Here is a 16,192-nt window from a genome sequence, read left to right as displayed (position 1 = left end):
ACTTAAATCGTATTTGTAATTATTCCTACCGGAAGATTCTCTTTTGTGGTTTCAATCAACTGCATTTCATCTTTAATGAAATTAACAGCTTGAATAGGTTGATAGGGAACAAACTTCTCCTCTTCAAAAACAAAAAGTTCTTTAGTTTCAGGTTGGACAGATACTAATTTCACCCAATCGTTCTTAAACCATTCGTAAGTAGCTGGATTTTTGGTAATCGCATACATCACTTTCTCTGGGAAATGTTCGGCAATAACTAACAAACGAACTGGGTCATGCACTTCAATCATTTGACTTGGTAAACCTGGACGTAAATCGCCATCAATTCCGTTAGCAACTCCAATTAACCCCATCACATTATGAGGTAATTTAGAACCTGCTCCAAGTTTTTGATTATCAACTCTTGAGAAATAGTATTCCAGATTAATTCCGCCACCCACTGGAGCAACAGCTCCTAAAATAATGGCTAAATAATCTCCAGAAGGATCTACTTCGTAGTCATACGAATTCAAGAAAGAACGTCTGTCTAAAAACAATTGTTTTGACAAACTTCTTCTTCCTACAATACACATCGCATTTGTAGCATGATTTAACTCAGGACGCGGTTCAAATAAGGATAACGAACGACGTTTAACTTTTTCGTGTACTTTTTCTATAGTATATGAAGAATCAATCGTATCGAAACGTCTTGAACGCTCTTTTGCATTGTTATCTAAAGCTTTGGTAAACGTAATTACATTTTGTTGGTGCAATGCTTTATTATTTTCCGACAAAGTATCTTCATCATAAAAAGCAATTTCATCACGAGTCGTATCATGTAAAGCCGGTAAAAATTGCGTTGAAGTTGAAATATCAATTCCTCTTTCTTTCAAAATAGCTCTAACTTCTGAATGATTTGCTGCAAACGAAGCTACTTTTGCGTTTACCGAACTTGGTCTTCCACAACAAGCACCACAATCGTAACCTGCATAATGTGTATTGTTGATACTAGTTGCTCCGTGCCCAACAACGTAAACTATTGGAGAAAAATTTGACACTAATCCGATACTTTTCAACAAGCCTTCTACTCTATTGGCCATTTCTTCTACTGAAAAACCAATCTGCAAATCATTTTCTCTTTGATTGGCATCTTTGTTTTCGATAACCAATTTTGATTTTTTATGTAAATGTTTGAAAGAAGATGTTGTTGCTGGCGACATCGAAGGTTTAAAAATATTCAAGAACAATTTTAAAGCCGATGAAAAACCTAAGGTTTGACTAATGATCCAACCAAAAAACAACGAGTGTGATTGTTTGTGATAATGCAAATCTTTGGCCTGTTTTTTCTTTCTAGGTTCTTCTTTGATTAAAAATTTTGGAGTAACCGGTGCTGGGCATAATTTGGTATAAAATTTTCCATTTACTGGTTGATAGAAGAACTCAAAATTAAAGAAAGCGGCCGTTCCATAAGTACAAACATTTTTATCGATGTGTTCGATATGTCTTCTGAACGAGCATTCTCTATCGTCCATACAAAACATACCTTGAAAACTAGGCATATTCTCTTGTTTAACTTCTTTTACATTTTGAACATTTGATAAAACTGCGTCATAAAAATTCCATTCAAATGCTTGTTGCCAAAGCGACAATACATCGAAAAGTTCGTTGTACGCTACTTTTTCAAACAATAAAAATTCCTCGTTTTCAATTTTAAAACCAAGTGGTGCCCAAATATCATGAAACTTAGTGTCTAAAGTATCAATCTCTAAAAGCAATTCAAATTTTATTAATTCTTCTAAACTGATTTGCTTAGTATCTAATAAAGAGCTTGGATTATTTTCAATCGTGGCTACCATTCCACTCCAACCAGGATGTCCAAATTGTTGATCAAACAAATACTGCTCAAATAATTCTTCTTTCCCTACAATTAATTCAAGTAATTGGGTAATAGAAGCATTTTCATCTAATAATTTTTTAGCTCTGTTTGAATTGAAAATTCCTTTGAACGTGTTTTTTTCTAATTCTCTAATTGAAGCTAAAAACCCCTTGTCATGAACTGGAAAATTCCAAATAGCAACCCCTTGATCTAAATAACTACACAAAACTCTAAACAATAAACTATGTGTCGATTTCTCTAAATTGATAGCATAGTATTTCTTCCAATTAGAACGCAAACTTCCTATTCTTGGAGAAACGGATTCATCATAATTGGTTTTCAGTAATTTTTCTTTCCAAGTTTGAAGATTTTCAGCTCCTTTTGTTTTTGTAACAATACTATCTAAAACGGCTTCATTGATTTCTTTATTAGCAAATCGTTGTCTGAAATCAGCTATAGACAAATAAGTCTTATAACCAAAAATAGTAGAAGCTTCTAGTAGTGCATCGTGAAATTTTTTACTTTGAAAAGCGTGCAAAGTATTGTGGTGCACAAAGTCTTTCAACGGATTTTGTGCTGGTAAATAATGGGTTAAGTTATGAAGAACTTTGTGCTCATCAAAACTAACATTTTGTGTTTTCATTTTATAATGAAATTGAATTAATACAAATAAATTATTGATTTCAAAAGGTTTGAAATCTTAAAAAATAATTATCGTATTAAGACAAATGGAATTTCCAATTACAATATAAATCGTAAAGTGGAATAGTTTCTTTTGAAGAAGATAATTGGGCAGAATAGGAATTTGAACTTTCTGTAAACTTTGTGTTTTTAATGTTTACAGATTTAGTTGAGATTGAAAAACAATCTAACTCAACTTCAAATTCAGGTTCTGATTCAATTATTACAAACTCTCCTTCTTCAACCTCAATAGTATGAAAATGAGAAAAATCAGAAGCTTTATATTTTTGTTGAAATTCAACTTGAGATTCTAATGCTACCTCATTTGAAGTATTCAAAGAAACACCAATAGCCCACATAAAAAATGCAAGCATGAAAATTGGAAATAATTTTATATTTTTTTTCAAATTGATTTCACTTCTAACTAAAAACAATACAAATGTATGTTATATTTTGATTCAAAAAATTAATTTACCCTTAATTTAAAAAAAAAATCCGATTAGAAATTCTAATCGGATTTGGTATTATTCTATTCTTTCATAGTTACAACAACTATGAAGTTTATTATAAACTTCGGCTTTTGCTTTTACAAATTCAGTATCGTGACCAACAGCAGCAATAGCTTTTGCTACATCTTGTACTGAACATTTTGTTTCATCAATAATCAAATGAATATCGCCATGATCAGCATGCCATTCTGCACTTTTCACTCCTTTTACTGAAAAAGCTGCTTTTTCAACACGTTTTTCGCACATTTCACAATTTCCTGCTACTTTAAATTCTACTTTTTTGTTTTTGCTTTTTTTCTCTTGTGCTACCATTGTTAGTGAAAAAAGACTTGATAAAATTATTACTACTATTTTTTTCATGATTTTTATATTTTAAATCTTAATACTATTTAATTTTAAATCGCAATCCAGCATAGTACATGGCACCGAAAGTTGGCCCGTATATCATACTACTATCAAAATAAGTACCAAAAGGGTTTTCATTTTGAACAATTCCGTTCATTTGTTTGTAATTCGTCATATTCTCTCCTCCAATATACACTTCAAAAGTACTTGAAAACGTTCTAGTAATTTGAGCATTCAACGTTCCGAAAGCTGGTGCATATTCATCCAAACGATATTGAACTGGGTTTGATTGCGTGTAAGGTAAACGTTGTTCGCCTAACCAATTATATGTTACATCAAACTTCCATTGTTGTCCTTTGTCTTTGATGTGTGTTTCGTAGGCTAAATTTCCAAAAACTCTGTGTTTTGCTTGCAAAGGTCTTTCTAATTGTCCTCTTGTGAATTGTGTTTGCACATCGTAATATTTATAAGCCGTTTTAAAAGTTAAATGCGTCATCAAGTCAATTGAAAATTCTGCTTGAAATGAATTAGCAAAACTGTTTCCTTCTAAATTATAAAACAAGACTTCTTGTGGTGAATGATCCACATCAACAACAGTCTGATTTTGGAAATCAGTTCTATAATAATCCAAAATCACCTCAGCATCTTTTCCAGCTAACTTGAATTTTTGGATGAAACTCAAACCATAGTTCCAAGCAATTTCAGGGTTTAATCCGTATAATTTCCCATCAGTATTCAAGATTGAAAAACTTCTGTTGGATGCAAACAATTGTTGGTTTTCAGCAAAAATATTTGCAGCACGTTTTCCTCTTCCAGCTGAAGCTCTAATTACAGCTTCTTCCCAAGGATTGTAACGAATATGTAATCTTGGCGTGATAAAAGTTCCTAAACGATTGTGATTATCTACACGTGCTCCGGCTACTAAACTGAAATTATCAGTATTATCATACGTATATTCAAAAAAGGCACCAACCGAATTATCAATTCTTGAAAAATCGCGATTGAAATTCACATTTACTAATTCATTATAATCATCGTAAGTGAAATTTAGACCTGTTGTGAATTTATTTTTGGTATTGTTGATGATTGAATTGAACAATAAATTCGAATAAAAACTTTTTTGATGAATATCATACTGACTCAAACCAAAATACGAATCTTGTTTGTGCGATTGAAACGAATTTTGAAATCCGAAACTTTGATATGGCATATCTGGAAAAACATAACCTGTTTTGTTTGAAATTTCAATTTTTTCAGTATTGATTTCACTTCCCCAAGCATTTGTAGTTAATCTGTCTGTATCTGGATTGAAACTCATTTCACCTGCTTGTTTTTCATCGTTCATGTAGCGAACATTTAAAAAACTTACAATACCATTTTCGGCATCATTATATTGCCAGCGATTTAAAATATTAACTTGTTTTCCGATTGGACCATCTAAAAATCCATCGTCGTTCATATCATTTTTTCCTACTCGTGTATTTCCGTGTAAAAACAAAGTCGAACTCAATTTATCAGTAAATTTATTATTGAAATGAGTGTTGATTTCATAACGTTCATCTTGCGAAGCATACGCATTTAAGAAAAATGGAATATCATTTGAAGGTTTCAAAACTTCATAATTGATTTGGCCTGAAATACTTTCGTAACCATTAATCACACTTCCTGCTCCTTTAGTAATTTGGATACTTTCTACCCAAGTTCCTGGTACAAACGACAATCCGTAAGCTTGAGAAGCACCTCGAACCGAAGGAATATTTTCTTCCGCAATTAAAATATACGGACTTGTTAATCCCAACATCTTAATTTGACGGTTACCTGTTACGGCATCTGAAAAATTAACATCGATTGATGGATTTGTACTAAAACTTTCAGACAAATTACAACAAGCTGCTTTTAACAACTCTTTTTGTCCCATTACCTGAATGTTTTGAACTTTGTACAAAGAATGTTCGGTTCCTTTTTTGGTTTTGGTAATCGTTACTTCTTTCAAAGTATTAACTTCTTTTAAAACTACAGAAATCGTGCTTGAAGTAATTTCAATTTTCTTAGTTTCAAAACCAATGTAACTCACTACTAAAAAAGTAGTTTCGGGAGATTTTTTTATGGTAAAATTCCCATTTCCATCTGTTGTGGTACCAATTGCGGTATTGAACCAAAACACATTTGCGCCTAATAAAGGTTGATTGTTTTCGTCTGTTACTATTCCTTTTATGGTTTCTTGCGAATAAATAAATTGAGAAACAAAGAATAGCAAAAACGCTATATTTTTAAACATAATAAGTTTATTTATTGTTATTAATTCTTTGATTTACAGAATAAAAAACAATAAATTATGCGTAAAAAACTAATTGACAATAGAGCTTGTAGAGTGGCGGCGCATGAGAATCGCAATAAAAAGCCACTTCGTTTGATGTTGTAGCAACAGGGTTGAATACCTCTAAATTTGGTTTCCAATCAGCAGCAAAAACAGTTGGTTCTAAATCTAATTGAAAGGTTTTAACCAATATATCATCAGTCTTCTTTTCAACTTTGATTAATTTGTTTGAACAACAAGAATCGTGAGAATCTTCTTTTGCACAACATGATTTTACATCTTCAACACAAGGTTCGTCTTCTTGATATTGAAAAGAAACCGATGCAATTTCATCTTTACAATAATGCACAGCAAAACTCAACCCTAAATTGGCAAGCAATACTAAGGAAGCTAATACAATACTTATGTGTTTTCTGAAATTCATCGGAGCAAAAGTAGGAAATTGAATTTTAATTTACGTTAATTTTAGTCTAAATTTCAATGACTTGCCCTAAAAACGGAACTTGAGCATCAAAACCATATTGCTCTTGCACCTTTAATCGCAATTCATCTGCAGCTTCATTTTCGCCATGAACTAAGAATATTTTTTTAGGTTTGTTTTCCAATTCGGATAACCAATTCAGTAAATCTTTTTGGTCGCCATGTGCTGATAAACTTTCTATTAAGAGAATATTTGCTAAAATAGGATAATATTTTCCGTAAATTTTAATTTCTTGAGCGCCTTCTAAAAGTTTTCTTCCGCGAGTTCCTTCTGCTTGATAGCCTACTAACGTTACCGTAGTTTCTGGTTTATCTATTAAATGCTCTAAATAGGACAACACTCTTCCGCCTGTAATCATACCGCTTGCTGCGATAACTACTTTTGGTTGCTTATCGTAAACGGCATTCATGCTATCTTTGTAATCAGAAATTAGTGTAAAAACTTTGCACATTTCGTCGCAATCTTCAAAAGATAATTTATGCCATGTGCGATTATCTTTAAAAACATCTAAAACGCTAATTCCCATTGGCGTATCTATAATATAAGGCATATTAGGAATACGTTCTTCTTTTTTCAATTGCCAAATCAAATACATCATGGTTTGTACTCGTTCCACAGCAAAACTTGGAATTATAACTGTTCCTGCTTTATTAAATGTGTTGTTTATTATGACTTCTAACTCCAACAAAGCGTCAGTTTGAGGATGAAGTCGATTTCCGTAAGTGCTTTCTAAAAAAATATAATCAGCTTTTTTTGGTTTTTGTGGTGGAAACATCAACACATCATCATCTTGACCAATATCACCTGAGAAAACCAAAACTTTTCCGTCGATGGTTAATTCAATTGAACAAGCGCCTAAAATATGACTTGCATAAAAGAATTTGAAAGAAACATCATCATCTAATTTCACATCCAAATCTTTTTCCACAACTCTGAATTTCGGAATTACAGCATCTACTTCGGACTCTGTATATAACGGTTCGGCTGGGTCGTGTTTTGAAAAATGTTCTTCATTGGCTTTTTTAGCTTCCTCTTCCTGAATTTTCGCACTATCGTACAAAATCAATCGTGAAATTTCTTTTGTTGGTCGTGTACAGAAAATTTTTCCTTTAAAACCTTCGTTAACTAGTTTTGGCAACCAACCACAATGATCTAAATGTCCATGAGTAAGCAATACAAAATCAATCGTTTCAGGTAAAATGGAAAGCGGCTCACGATTTAATTCGCGCAATGATTTTATTCCTTGAAACATGCCACAATCAATCAAAATTCTAAGATTATTGTGTTCGATTAACGTTTTTGAACCCGTTACAGTTCCTGCTCCGCCTAAAAAATGAATTTTCATGATTTTTGCTTTAATTTGTTAATTGATTCGCTTCTTTTAAAACATTTATAGTTCGATTATGACTTAACTCGATGGTTTTTAAATAATCGGGATGTTGAATTAAATCTTTAATAGTAATACAATCTAAAATCAACAATTGGTCTTTTTCTGCTTTTGTTAAAGTGGTTAAACAAGTTACAGGATAAACTCGAAAACGATCAACCAAATCTTTGATACCGTTTTTTTGAGGATAATCCCAACTCAACATGCTCAAACCCGAACATTCTCCAAATTGAATTGCATCTGTGGTAAACTTATTATTAGTTACAATGATACATTTTGAAATACTTCGCTTCGCCGAAAACAAATCGTACTTTTTATCTTTCAAATCATTAAATCGAGAGAGAATATACATCGGAACTTTTACATCACTTTTTGCATCTTGCCCTGAATGAAATTTGCATTCAATCATGGAAACTATATCGTTTTTGAGAAGTAAAACATCAATTTCATGAGAAATACATTTCCCATTTAGTGTAATGCTAACTTTAGTTTGAAAGCCTTGTTCTTGCATGACTTTTGAGATAAACTTTTCGAAGAAAAATCCAGCTGGACCAAGTCCTAACAAAGCCGATCTTAAATTATAACGAGCTGCATGAACATTGGAAATATTTTTTAATAGCTGATAAGCACGCTTATAAATTCTTTTCGAGGAAATGCCTTCATACATTTCGCTTTCAATTTCCTTAACAATGGTTTCTGCCATAGCTAGTTCGGCTCCTGATTTTCGGAGTGAACTAATTAGCTTCTGTTCATCGTAATGAACTAATTCACCTGAGTATTTTGTAACTTTCATAATCAAAAGATTATTACATAAAGATACAAAAAATTAGCGAGTTAACTTCTGATAATAAAAAGCCGGAATAAAAAGTACTAAAAATAAAGGCTGGATTAGAAAACGTCTGATGTAGAATAAAATCAAATAATCAGGTTGGTCAGAAAAATGAAGTAATCCGAAAAAAATTGCGACTAAAACTAAAAAAAGAAAAAGAAATAAATATCCTGAAAAAAACATCAACTGTTTTTCATTGAACAATAATCGAATTATTATCAATGAAAAAAAAGTGTTTAAAGTGTATCGCAAAAGTAAATTCAAAAACAATAAAAACTGATTTAAGTTTGGCAACGGTTTATTTTGATAATCCGTTTTAAAAAAAGATAAAAAGGGATCGTAAAACAAATTATCTTCGAATGCTCTAACTAAAATTAGTCCCAAGAGCGCTAATCCTATAAAAAGAAGTCTTCTTTTATTTTTAATTAGTTCTCTTAACATAGCCTGAAAATTTGGTTACCCATAAAATCCACAAAATAAAGACAACTCCATAAATAAAAAGAGGGAAAATAGTGCCATGTAAAAGTTCTTCATATTGCGGATAATAATATAGTGCAAAAGTCAATAATGCAATCCTAATCACATTTAAAACATGTATCAAAACAACTCCAAAAACAATAAAAAGCAATGTTTTTATCCATTGAGTTGAAAATGCAAAAACGAATGCTGCAAACAAAATCATTACACTTACCGCATTGCAACCTTCAACAACTCTTGCTACATATTTTTCTTTATAAAAAAATTTTAACGAAGGTTCTTTATCATGCTTTATAGATTGTGCATTATCAGTAAAAAACAACATAAATTGTTTGGTCTGATTAGAAACGATTTCTGTAAAATAATCCACCTCATTTTTTGCCAGATCATATTGACTCAAATACATTTTATAAATAAATGTAAAGACTATATAAAAAAGTAGAAACTTAATTAAAAAAGCAAAAAAAGGTTTGTATTGATTAATGGTGTTTTTCAAAACGTACATTTTTAACAAAAATATAGATTTTTTTATAGTAAAGATTAAATACTTTTGTAAAAAAATACAACTATGACATTTGAAGAATTAAAACCAATCGTTTCAAGCATTATTAAAAAAGAAAACGCTACTCGTGACGAAAAACTAAAAGAAATTTGCCAATTACTGAGTGAGAGCGTTAGTTATTATGACTGGGTTGGTTACTATTTTGCAAATCACGAAGCTAAAACACTACACTTAGGTCCATACGTTGGCGCAGAAACTGATCATACAGTTATACCATTTGGAAAAGGAATTTGCGGACAAGTTGCAGAATCAAACACAAATTTTGTGGTTCCTGATGTGAAAGCACAAGATAATTATATTGCTTGTAGTTTTACTGTTAAATCAGAAATAGTGGTTCCTTTATTTGCTAACGGAGTTAATATTGGACAAATCGACATCGATTCTCATGTTATTGACCCATTTACAGAAGCTGATGAACGCTTTTTAGAATTTGTAAATCAAGAAGTTGGGAAGTTATTTTCATAATTACTTGTGATTTTAAAAAATAAAACTACCTTTGCATCCGAATTGCAACCATACAATTCATACATAATAATCATTTAAAATAATATTAGCATGTACTTGTCTAAAGAAACTAAAGCTGAAATCTTCGCTAAACACGGAGGAAAAGCTGAAAACACTGGATCTGCTGAAGGGCAAATCGCATTATTTACATTCAGAATTACTCACTTAACTGAGCACTTGAAAAAAAATCGTCATGATTATAACACTGAGCGTTCATTAGTACTTTTAGTAGGTAAAAGAAGAAGTCTTCTTGACTACTTAAAAAAGAAAGATATCAACAGATATCGTGAGATTATTAAAGAATTAGGTATTAGAAAATAATCAACTAAAGGGGCTTCGTGCCCCTTTTTGTTTTATTTATATTGACAGAAAAAGTTTGGTTTTTCATTGGGTTACAAACAACTACACACAACAACAACACAACTGACCCTTTGTTTAATTTAGAATTAAAAAATTTATGATTCCAAAAGTATTCCAAGAAGTTATCGATTTAGGTGACGGAAGAAGCATCACAATCGAAACCGGGAAATTAGCCAAACAAGCAGATGGATCTGTTGTTGTTCGTATGGGCGATGCCATGTTATTAGCAACAGCAGTTTCTGCAAGAACCTCAAATCCTGCAGTAGATTTTCTACCTTTAACAGTAGATTATCGCGAAAAATTTGCAGCAGCAGGTCGTTTTCCTGGTGGTTTCTTCAAAAGAGAAGCGCGTCCAAGTGACAGCGAAGTTTTAACAATGAGATTAGTAGACCGTGTATTACGTCCACTTTTCCCAGACGATTATCATGCTGAAACACAAGTAATGATTCAATTAATGTCGCACGACGAAAACGTTATGCCAGATGCATTAGCTGGATTAGCAGCTTCTGCAGCATTAGCAGTTTCAGATATTCCTTTTTATAACTTAATTTCTGAAGTTCGCGTAGCACGTATCGACGGAAAATTCGTTATCAACCCAAGCAGAGAAGAATTAGCACAATCAGATATTGATATGATGATTGGAGCTTCTATGGATTCTGTTGCGATGGTAGAAGGAGAAATGAAAGAAATTTCAGAAGCAGAAATGGTAGAAGCTATCAAATTTGCTCACGAAGCTATCAAAGTTCAAATTCAAGCACAATTACGTTTACAAGCTGCTTTTGGTAAAAAAGAAATTCGTACGTATGAAGGTGAGAAAGAAAACGAAGAAATTTACAAAAAAGTAAAAGCTGCGGCTTACGATAAAATTTATGCAATTGCAAAAGTTGGTTCGGCTAAACATGAAAGAAGTGCTGCATTTGCTGAAGTAAAAGAAGAAGTAAAAGCTTTATTTACAGAAGAAGAATTAGCTACTGATGGTGATTTAGTATCTAAATATTTCTACAAAACAAACAAAGAAGCTGTTCGTAATGTAGTGTTAGAATTAGGTGTTCGTTTAGACGGAAGAAAAACAACTGAAATCAGACCAATTTGGTGTGAAACAGATTATTTACCTTCTGTTCACGGTTCGTCTTTATTTACACGTGGAGAAACACAAGCTTTAGCTACGGTAACTTTAGGAACTTCAAGAGAAGCTAACCAAATAGACTCACCATCTGAACAAGGTGAAGAAAAATTCTATTTACATTATAACTTCCCTCCTTTCTCAACTGGTGAAGCAAAACCTTTAAGAGGAACTTCAAGAAGAGAAGTAGGTCACGGAAACTTAGCACAACGTGCTTTAAAAAATATGATTCCTGCTGATTGTCCATATACAATCCGTATCGTTTCTGAAGTATTAGAATCTAACGGTTCTTCTTCAATGGCAACGGTTTGTGCTGGTACAATGGCGTTAATGGACGCTGGAGTTCAAATGGTAAAACCAGTTTCTGGTATTGCGATGGGATTAATTACTGACGGAGAAAAATTTGCTGTATTGTCTGATATTTTAGGAGATGAAGATCACTTAGGAGATATGGACTTTAAAGTAACTGGAACTGCTGACGGAATTACAGCATGTCAAATGGACATCAAAATTGATGGTTTACGTTATGACATCATGGAACAAGCTTTAGGTCAAGCATGCGATGGGCGTATGCATATTTTAGGTAAATTAACTGAAACTATTGCTGAGCCAAGAGCTGAAGTAAAACCAAAAGCACCAAAAATTATTACAAGAACCATTCCTGGAGCTTTCATTGGAGCGTTAATTGGACCTGGTGGAAAAGTAATTCAAGAATTACAAAAAGCTACTGGAACAACTATCGTTATTAATGAAGTAGATGAGCAAGGTGTAGTTGAAATTTTAGGAACTAATCCTGATGGTATTGCTGCAGTATTAGCTAAAATTGATTCTATCATCTTTAAACCAGCAATGGGAGAAGCTTACGAAGTAAAAGTAATTAAAATGTTAGATTTTGGAGCAGTTGTAGAATATACACAAGCACCAGGAAACGAAGTTTTATTACACGTATCTGAATTAGCTTGGGAAAGAACAGAAAATGTTACCGATGTAGTAAACATGGGTGACGTATTTATGGTAAAATACTTAGGAGTTGATCCTAAAACTAGAAAAGAAAAAGTTTCTAGAAAAGCACTTTTACCAAGACCTCCAAGAGAAGAAAGACCTATTGAAAAAAAGGATACCCCACAAGGTTAATACTTTAAATATTAGTTCATATAAAACCCCAATTCATTTAGTTGAATTGGGGTTTTTAAATTTCACACAAACAAAAATATTCTGTAAGAATAATTTTAACATTTTTGTTTGCAAAAATTAATTACCTTGCGTGAAATTTAGATGAAAAATGAACATAAAATCATATTATAATTTCATTTTTACAGTCATTCTCTTGATAAATTGCAATCTATATTCTCAAAATAAGATTGAAGATTTATTTGATACAACTGTAGGAAAAGAAAATTTACCATTAAACAATGGTGTTTTTTATTTTAATACTTTAAAAACACTTAATACCCATCAGTTTTATCACACCAATAAGTATTCTTCTGAAAATTTGATTTATGACAATCAATTTTATAATACCGTAAATTTAAAATATGATTCGTATCGAGATGTATTGGTTTTTAAACCGTATGGCGAATCTGAAAATTTTGGGATTATATTAATTCAACAAAAAGTATCTAAATTCACTTTAAACAATAGAAATTTTGTAAATCTAAGTCTTGTTACAAATAACATCTTAAGAGATATAAAAGGATATTATGAAGAAAATGTAAAAGGAAAATATTTTACTTTTTATATCAAACACAAAAAAGACAGAAGAGAATTTATTAAAAATCAAGTTACCTACACCGATTTTGAAATCTATAACGAATTTTTAATTTTTAAAGACGATTCTTATTATCCTATTAAAAGTAAAAATAACGTAACAAGTTTGTTTCCAACATTTAAAAAAGAAATCAATACGTTTTACAGCGACAATTCAAAACTATTAAAAGACAATAAAACAGAATTCTATGAAAAGCTTTTCCGATTTATTGACCAATTAACTTTACAAAATAAGTCGATATGAAAAAAGCCCTTTCAATTCTTGTTTTATTTGTTAGTTTTTCTATATTTTCACAACAAGACTCTATTATAACAGTCGAAATTAACGCTTCAAATTTAACCGAAGCATTAAACCAAATAGAAAAACAAACCGATTATTCATTTTTTTATAAAAAAAAATGGTTAGATAATAATGCAATTACAATAAACGAAAAATTTGAGAAAACTACGATTGCTGAAATTTTAAAATTTGTTTTTAAAGACACAAATATTAATTTTTATCTGAGCAAAAACCAAATAATTCTAACTGAAAATAGTGTTATTTATGACAAAGTAGCAACAAACTTTATTGGAAGAGAAGAAATTACAACAACTGTTATAAAACCAATACTCATTCAGGAAACTCAAAAAAGCAATACAAATACAGATAATAACTACAATGACTTGATAGTTGTAGGTAAAGAATCAGTAACAAAACAAAAAGTTACCTATGAAATTTCAGGTTTTATAATGAACCCAAAAAATGGCAATCCTGTTGCCGATGCCAACATAAGAATCCAAAACAAAATCATTACCACAACAAACGATAAAGGTTTCTATAAATTGATGTTGCCTTACGGAAAACACGCAATTGAAATTGAAGCTCCAGGTCATAAAAAAACAAATCTTACCATTGTTGCTTATGGCAATGGAACCAAAAATTTTAATTTAAGTGAAGCCATTACAGAACTAAATGAAGTTGTAATTGAAGGCGCTAGCGATAAAAATGTAAAAAGTACAACATCTGGCGTAACTTCAATTAACATGGAAGATGTAAAAAGCGTTCCGATGGTTTTAGGAGAGCGTGATATTTTAAAAGTAGCCACAACGCTCCCAGGTATTAAATCTACAGGTGAAGGCGCAGCTGGTGTAAATGTAAGAGGCGGAAAAGAAGATCAAAATTTATTCCTTTTAGATAATGCAACTATTTACAATCCATCACACTTTTTTGGATTTTTCTCATCGATAAATCCGTATGTAATAAAAAATGCTGAAATTTACAAAGGAAGTATTCCTGCTGAATTTGGTGGAAGGCTATCATCTGTATTTGATATAAAATCAAAAAACGGTAATAGTGAAAAAATCAGTGGAGAAGGCGGAATTGGTCCAGTCACCAGTAATTTAACAGTTAGTATTCCTGTGGTAAAAGGCAAATCGAGTGTTTTACTTGGAGGTCGCGCAACATATTCTGACTGGATATTAAAGCAAATTGATAATCCTGAAATCAAAAACAGTAAGGCCTCATTTTATGATTTAATTTTAAAATACAATCATCAAATTTCAAAAAAAACGTCTTTAGAATCTACCATTTATTATAGTAATGACCTTTTTAATTTAACTTCCGATTCTACTTACACTTACAGCAATAGAATTATAACATTAAATGGAAAACATAATTTTAATGAAAAAAACAAAGCCGAGTTTGGAATTACAAATTCGGAGTATAAATTTGGAATTGACTTTGAGAAAAACAATCAAAAATCATTTAATTTTGGGTTTAAAGTAAACGAAACAAAATTAATTTATAAAGGTTTATACAACTATAGCAATAGACATAAGTTTACTTACGGAGTGAACTCAACTTTATACAATATTAGTCCCGGAACGCTTACACCAACAGATAAAAATTCATTATTAACATACCAGTCTATTCAAAAAGAAAAAGGATTAGAAAGCGCGTTATTTATATCAGACAATATTACATTAAATAAAAAATTATCGATAAATTTAGGTCTACGTTATACTAACTTTATGGCTCTTGGTCCATCTACACAAAGAGAATATGGAGCAAACGCACCTATTAACGAAGAAAATGTAATAAATGAAATTACGCACAAAAACAATGAAACAATTAAAACATATAATGGCTTAGAATATCGAATAGCTTTAAGACAACTTTTAACTGAAACCATTTCGGTAAAATTAAGTTACGACACCAATTATCAGTATTTACATAAACTTTCTACCAATACAACACAATCTCCAACAGACACATGGAAACTTGCCGATTTAAATATCAAACCAAGTTTTGGACAACAAGTCGCGTTTGGCGTTTATAAAAACTTTAATGGACAACCTTATGAAATAAGTCTTGAAACTTACTATAAAAAATCGTCTAACATTTTAGATTACAAAGTAGGAGCTGAATTAATCCTAAATGAGCACATTGAAACAGAAGTATTGCAAGGAGAAGGAAAATCGTATGGAATAGAGTTACTTCTAAAAAAAACAAGTGGTAGACTAAATGGATGGATTGGATATAGTTATTCAAAATCACTTATAAAACTAGACAGCCAGTTTAATGAGGAAGTTGTAAATAACGGCAATTATTTCCCAACAAATTTTGACAAACCTCATGATTTAAGCGTAATTTTAAACTATAAATTTACAAAGAGATATAGTCTTTCTACTAATTTTATTTATCAAACTGGAAGACCAATTACGTATCCTATAGGTAGTTATGAATTTGGTGGAAATCAATATACTTTATATAGCGACAGAAATGAATTCAGGGTTCCAGATTACTATAGATTAGATATTGGATTCAATATAGAAGGTAATCATAAAATAAAAAAACTAGCTCATAGCTACTGGAATATTTCTATTTACAACGTATTAGGACGAAACAATCCTTACTCAATTTATTTTGTAACCGAAGAAGGAAAAGTTAAGGCGTATCAAACTAGTATTTTTTCTATTCCAGTTCCAACAATTACTTATAATTTTAAATTTTAGT

Annotated in this window: 14 protein-coding genes; 5 read left to right on the top strand and 9 right to left on the bottom strand. The window is 31.3% G+C overall.

What is annotated here, in order from left to right; translation table 11 throughout:
• Positions 1-2: 2 nt before the first annotated feature.
• The 9 genes from GFJ94_RS10435 to xrtF all read right to left on the bottom strand — a co-directional run bounded on the left by GFJ94_RS10435 (position 3) and on the right by xrtF (position 9,386).
• A complete protein-coding gene (locus GFJ94_RS10435; RefSeq protein WP_153201473.1) occupies positions 3-2,498 on the bottom strand; it encodes a YbcC family protein in 2,496 nt (831 codons plus the stop codon).
• A gap of 76 nt (positions 2,499-2,574) precedes the next feature.
• The gene (locus GFJ94_RS10430) at positions 2,575-2,910 is read right to left on the bottom strand and encodes a hypothetical protein (RefSeq protein ID WP_153201472.1); all 336 of its coding nucleotides are present in this window, start codon (positions 2,908-2,910) and stop codon (positions 2,575-2,577) included.
• A 150-nt stretch (positions 2,911-3,060) separates the two neighbouring features.
• Complete coding sequence (locus tag GFJ94_RS10425) at positions 3,061-3,405, bottom strand: heavy-metal-associated domain-containing protein (protein WP_153201471.1); 345 nt, start codon at positions 3,403-3,405, stop codon at positions 3,061-3,063.
• A 25-nt stretch (positions 3,406-3,430) separates the two neighbouring features.
• Positions 3,431-5,668 (bottom strand): TonB-dependent receptor domain-containing protein, encoded by a 2,238-nt coding sequence (locus GFJ94_RS10420; protein ID WP_153201470.1) that lies wholly within the window; start codon positions 5,666-5,668, stop codon positions 3,431-3,433.
• A gap of 55 nt (positions 5,669-5,723) precedes the next feature.
• A complete protein-coding gene (locus GFJ94_RS10415; RefSeq protein WP_153201469.1) occupies positions 5,724-6,131 on the bottom strand; it encodes a hypothetical protein in 408 nt (135 codons plus the stop codon).
• Positions 6,132-6,177: 46 nt separating this feature from the next.
• Entirely contained in the window at positions 6,178-7,533 is a 1,356-nt protein-coding gene (locus GFJ94_RS10410) for an MBL fold metallo-hydrolase (protein WP_153201468.1), read from the bottom strand.
• A 10-nt stretch (positions 7,534-7,543) separates the two neighbouring features.
• Positions 7,544-8,368 carry a restriction endonuclease gene (locus GFJ94_RS10405; RefSeq protein ID WP_153201467.1) on the bottom strand — a complete coding sequence of 275 codons (825 nt, stop codon included), beginning with the start codon at positions 8,366-8,368 and terminating at the stop codon, positions 7,544-7,546.
• Positions 8,369-8,401: 33 nt separating this feature from the next.
• Positions 8,402-8,845, bottom strand: coding sequence for an exosortase F system-associated protein (locus GFJ94_RS10400; RefSeq protein WP_153201466.1), 444 nt, complete (start codon positions 8,843-8,845; stop codon positions 8,402-8,404).
• On the bottom strand, positions 8,826-9,386 hold the full coding sequence (gene xrtF / locus GFJ94_RS10395) for an exosortase family protein XrtF (RefSeq protein WP_238989455.1): 561 nt from the start codon (positions 9,384-9,386) through the stop codon (positions 8,826-8,828). The genes GFJ94_RS10400 and xrtF overlap by 20 nt, the downstream gene beginning before the upstream one ends.
• A gap of 63 nt (positions 9,387-9,449) precedes the next feature.
• Between xrtF and GFJ94_RS10390 the strand changes: the two genes are divergently transcribed.
• The 5 genes from GFJ94_RS10390 (at position 9,450) to GFJ94_RS10370 (ending at position 16,191) form a co-directional block, all read left to right on the top strand.
• Positions 9,450-9,908, top strand: a complete 459-nt coding sequence (locus GFJ94_RS10390) for a GAF domain-containing protein (RefSeq protein WP_153201464.1) — start codon at positions 9,450-9,452, stop codon at positions 9,906-9,908.
• A 90-nt stretch (positions 9,909-9,998) separates the two neighbouring features.
• Entirely contained in the window at positions 9,999-10,268 is a 270-nt protein-coding gene (rpsO, locus tag GFJ94_RS10385) for a 30S ribosomal protein S15 (protein ID WP_133608153.1), read from the top strand.
• A gap of 136 nt (positions 10,269-10,404) precedes the next feature.
• A complete protein-coding gene (locus tag GFJ94_RS10380; RefSeq protein ID WP_153201463.1) occupies positions 10,405-12,564 on the top strand; it encodes a polyribonucleotide nucleotidyltransferase in 2,160 nt (719 codons plus the stop codon).
• Positions 12,565-12,712: 148 nt separating this feature from the next.
• Positions 12,713-13,441 (top strand): hypothetical protein, encoded by a 729-nt coding sequence (locus tag GFJ94_RS10375; RefSeq protein WP_153201462.1) that lies wholly within the window; start codon positions 12,713-12,715, stop codon positions 13,439-13,441.
• Positions 13,438-16,191 carry a TonB-dependent receptor plug domain-containing protein gene (locus GFJ94_RS10370; protein WP_153201461.1) on the top strand — a complete coding sequence of 918 codons (2,754 nt, stop codon included), beginning with the start codon at positions 13,438-13,440 and terminating at the stop codon, positions 16,189-16,191. Before GFJ94_RS10375 ends, GFJ94_RS10370 begins: the two co-directional genes overlap by 4 nt.
• Position 16,192: the final 1 nt, after the last annotated feature.

It is taken from the genome of Flavobacterium sp. LMO8, assembly GCF_009495755.1.
GTDB lineage: Bacteria > Bacteroidota > Bacteroidia > Flavobacteriales > Flavobacteriaceae > Flavobacterium.
Note: the sequence above shows the minus strand (reverse complement) of the source record. Positions and strands in the feature narration are given on the sequence as shown.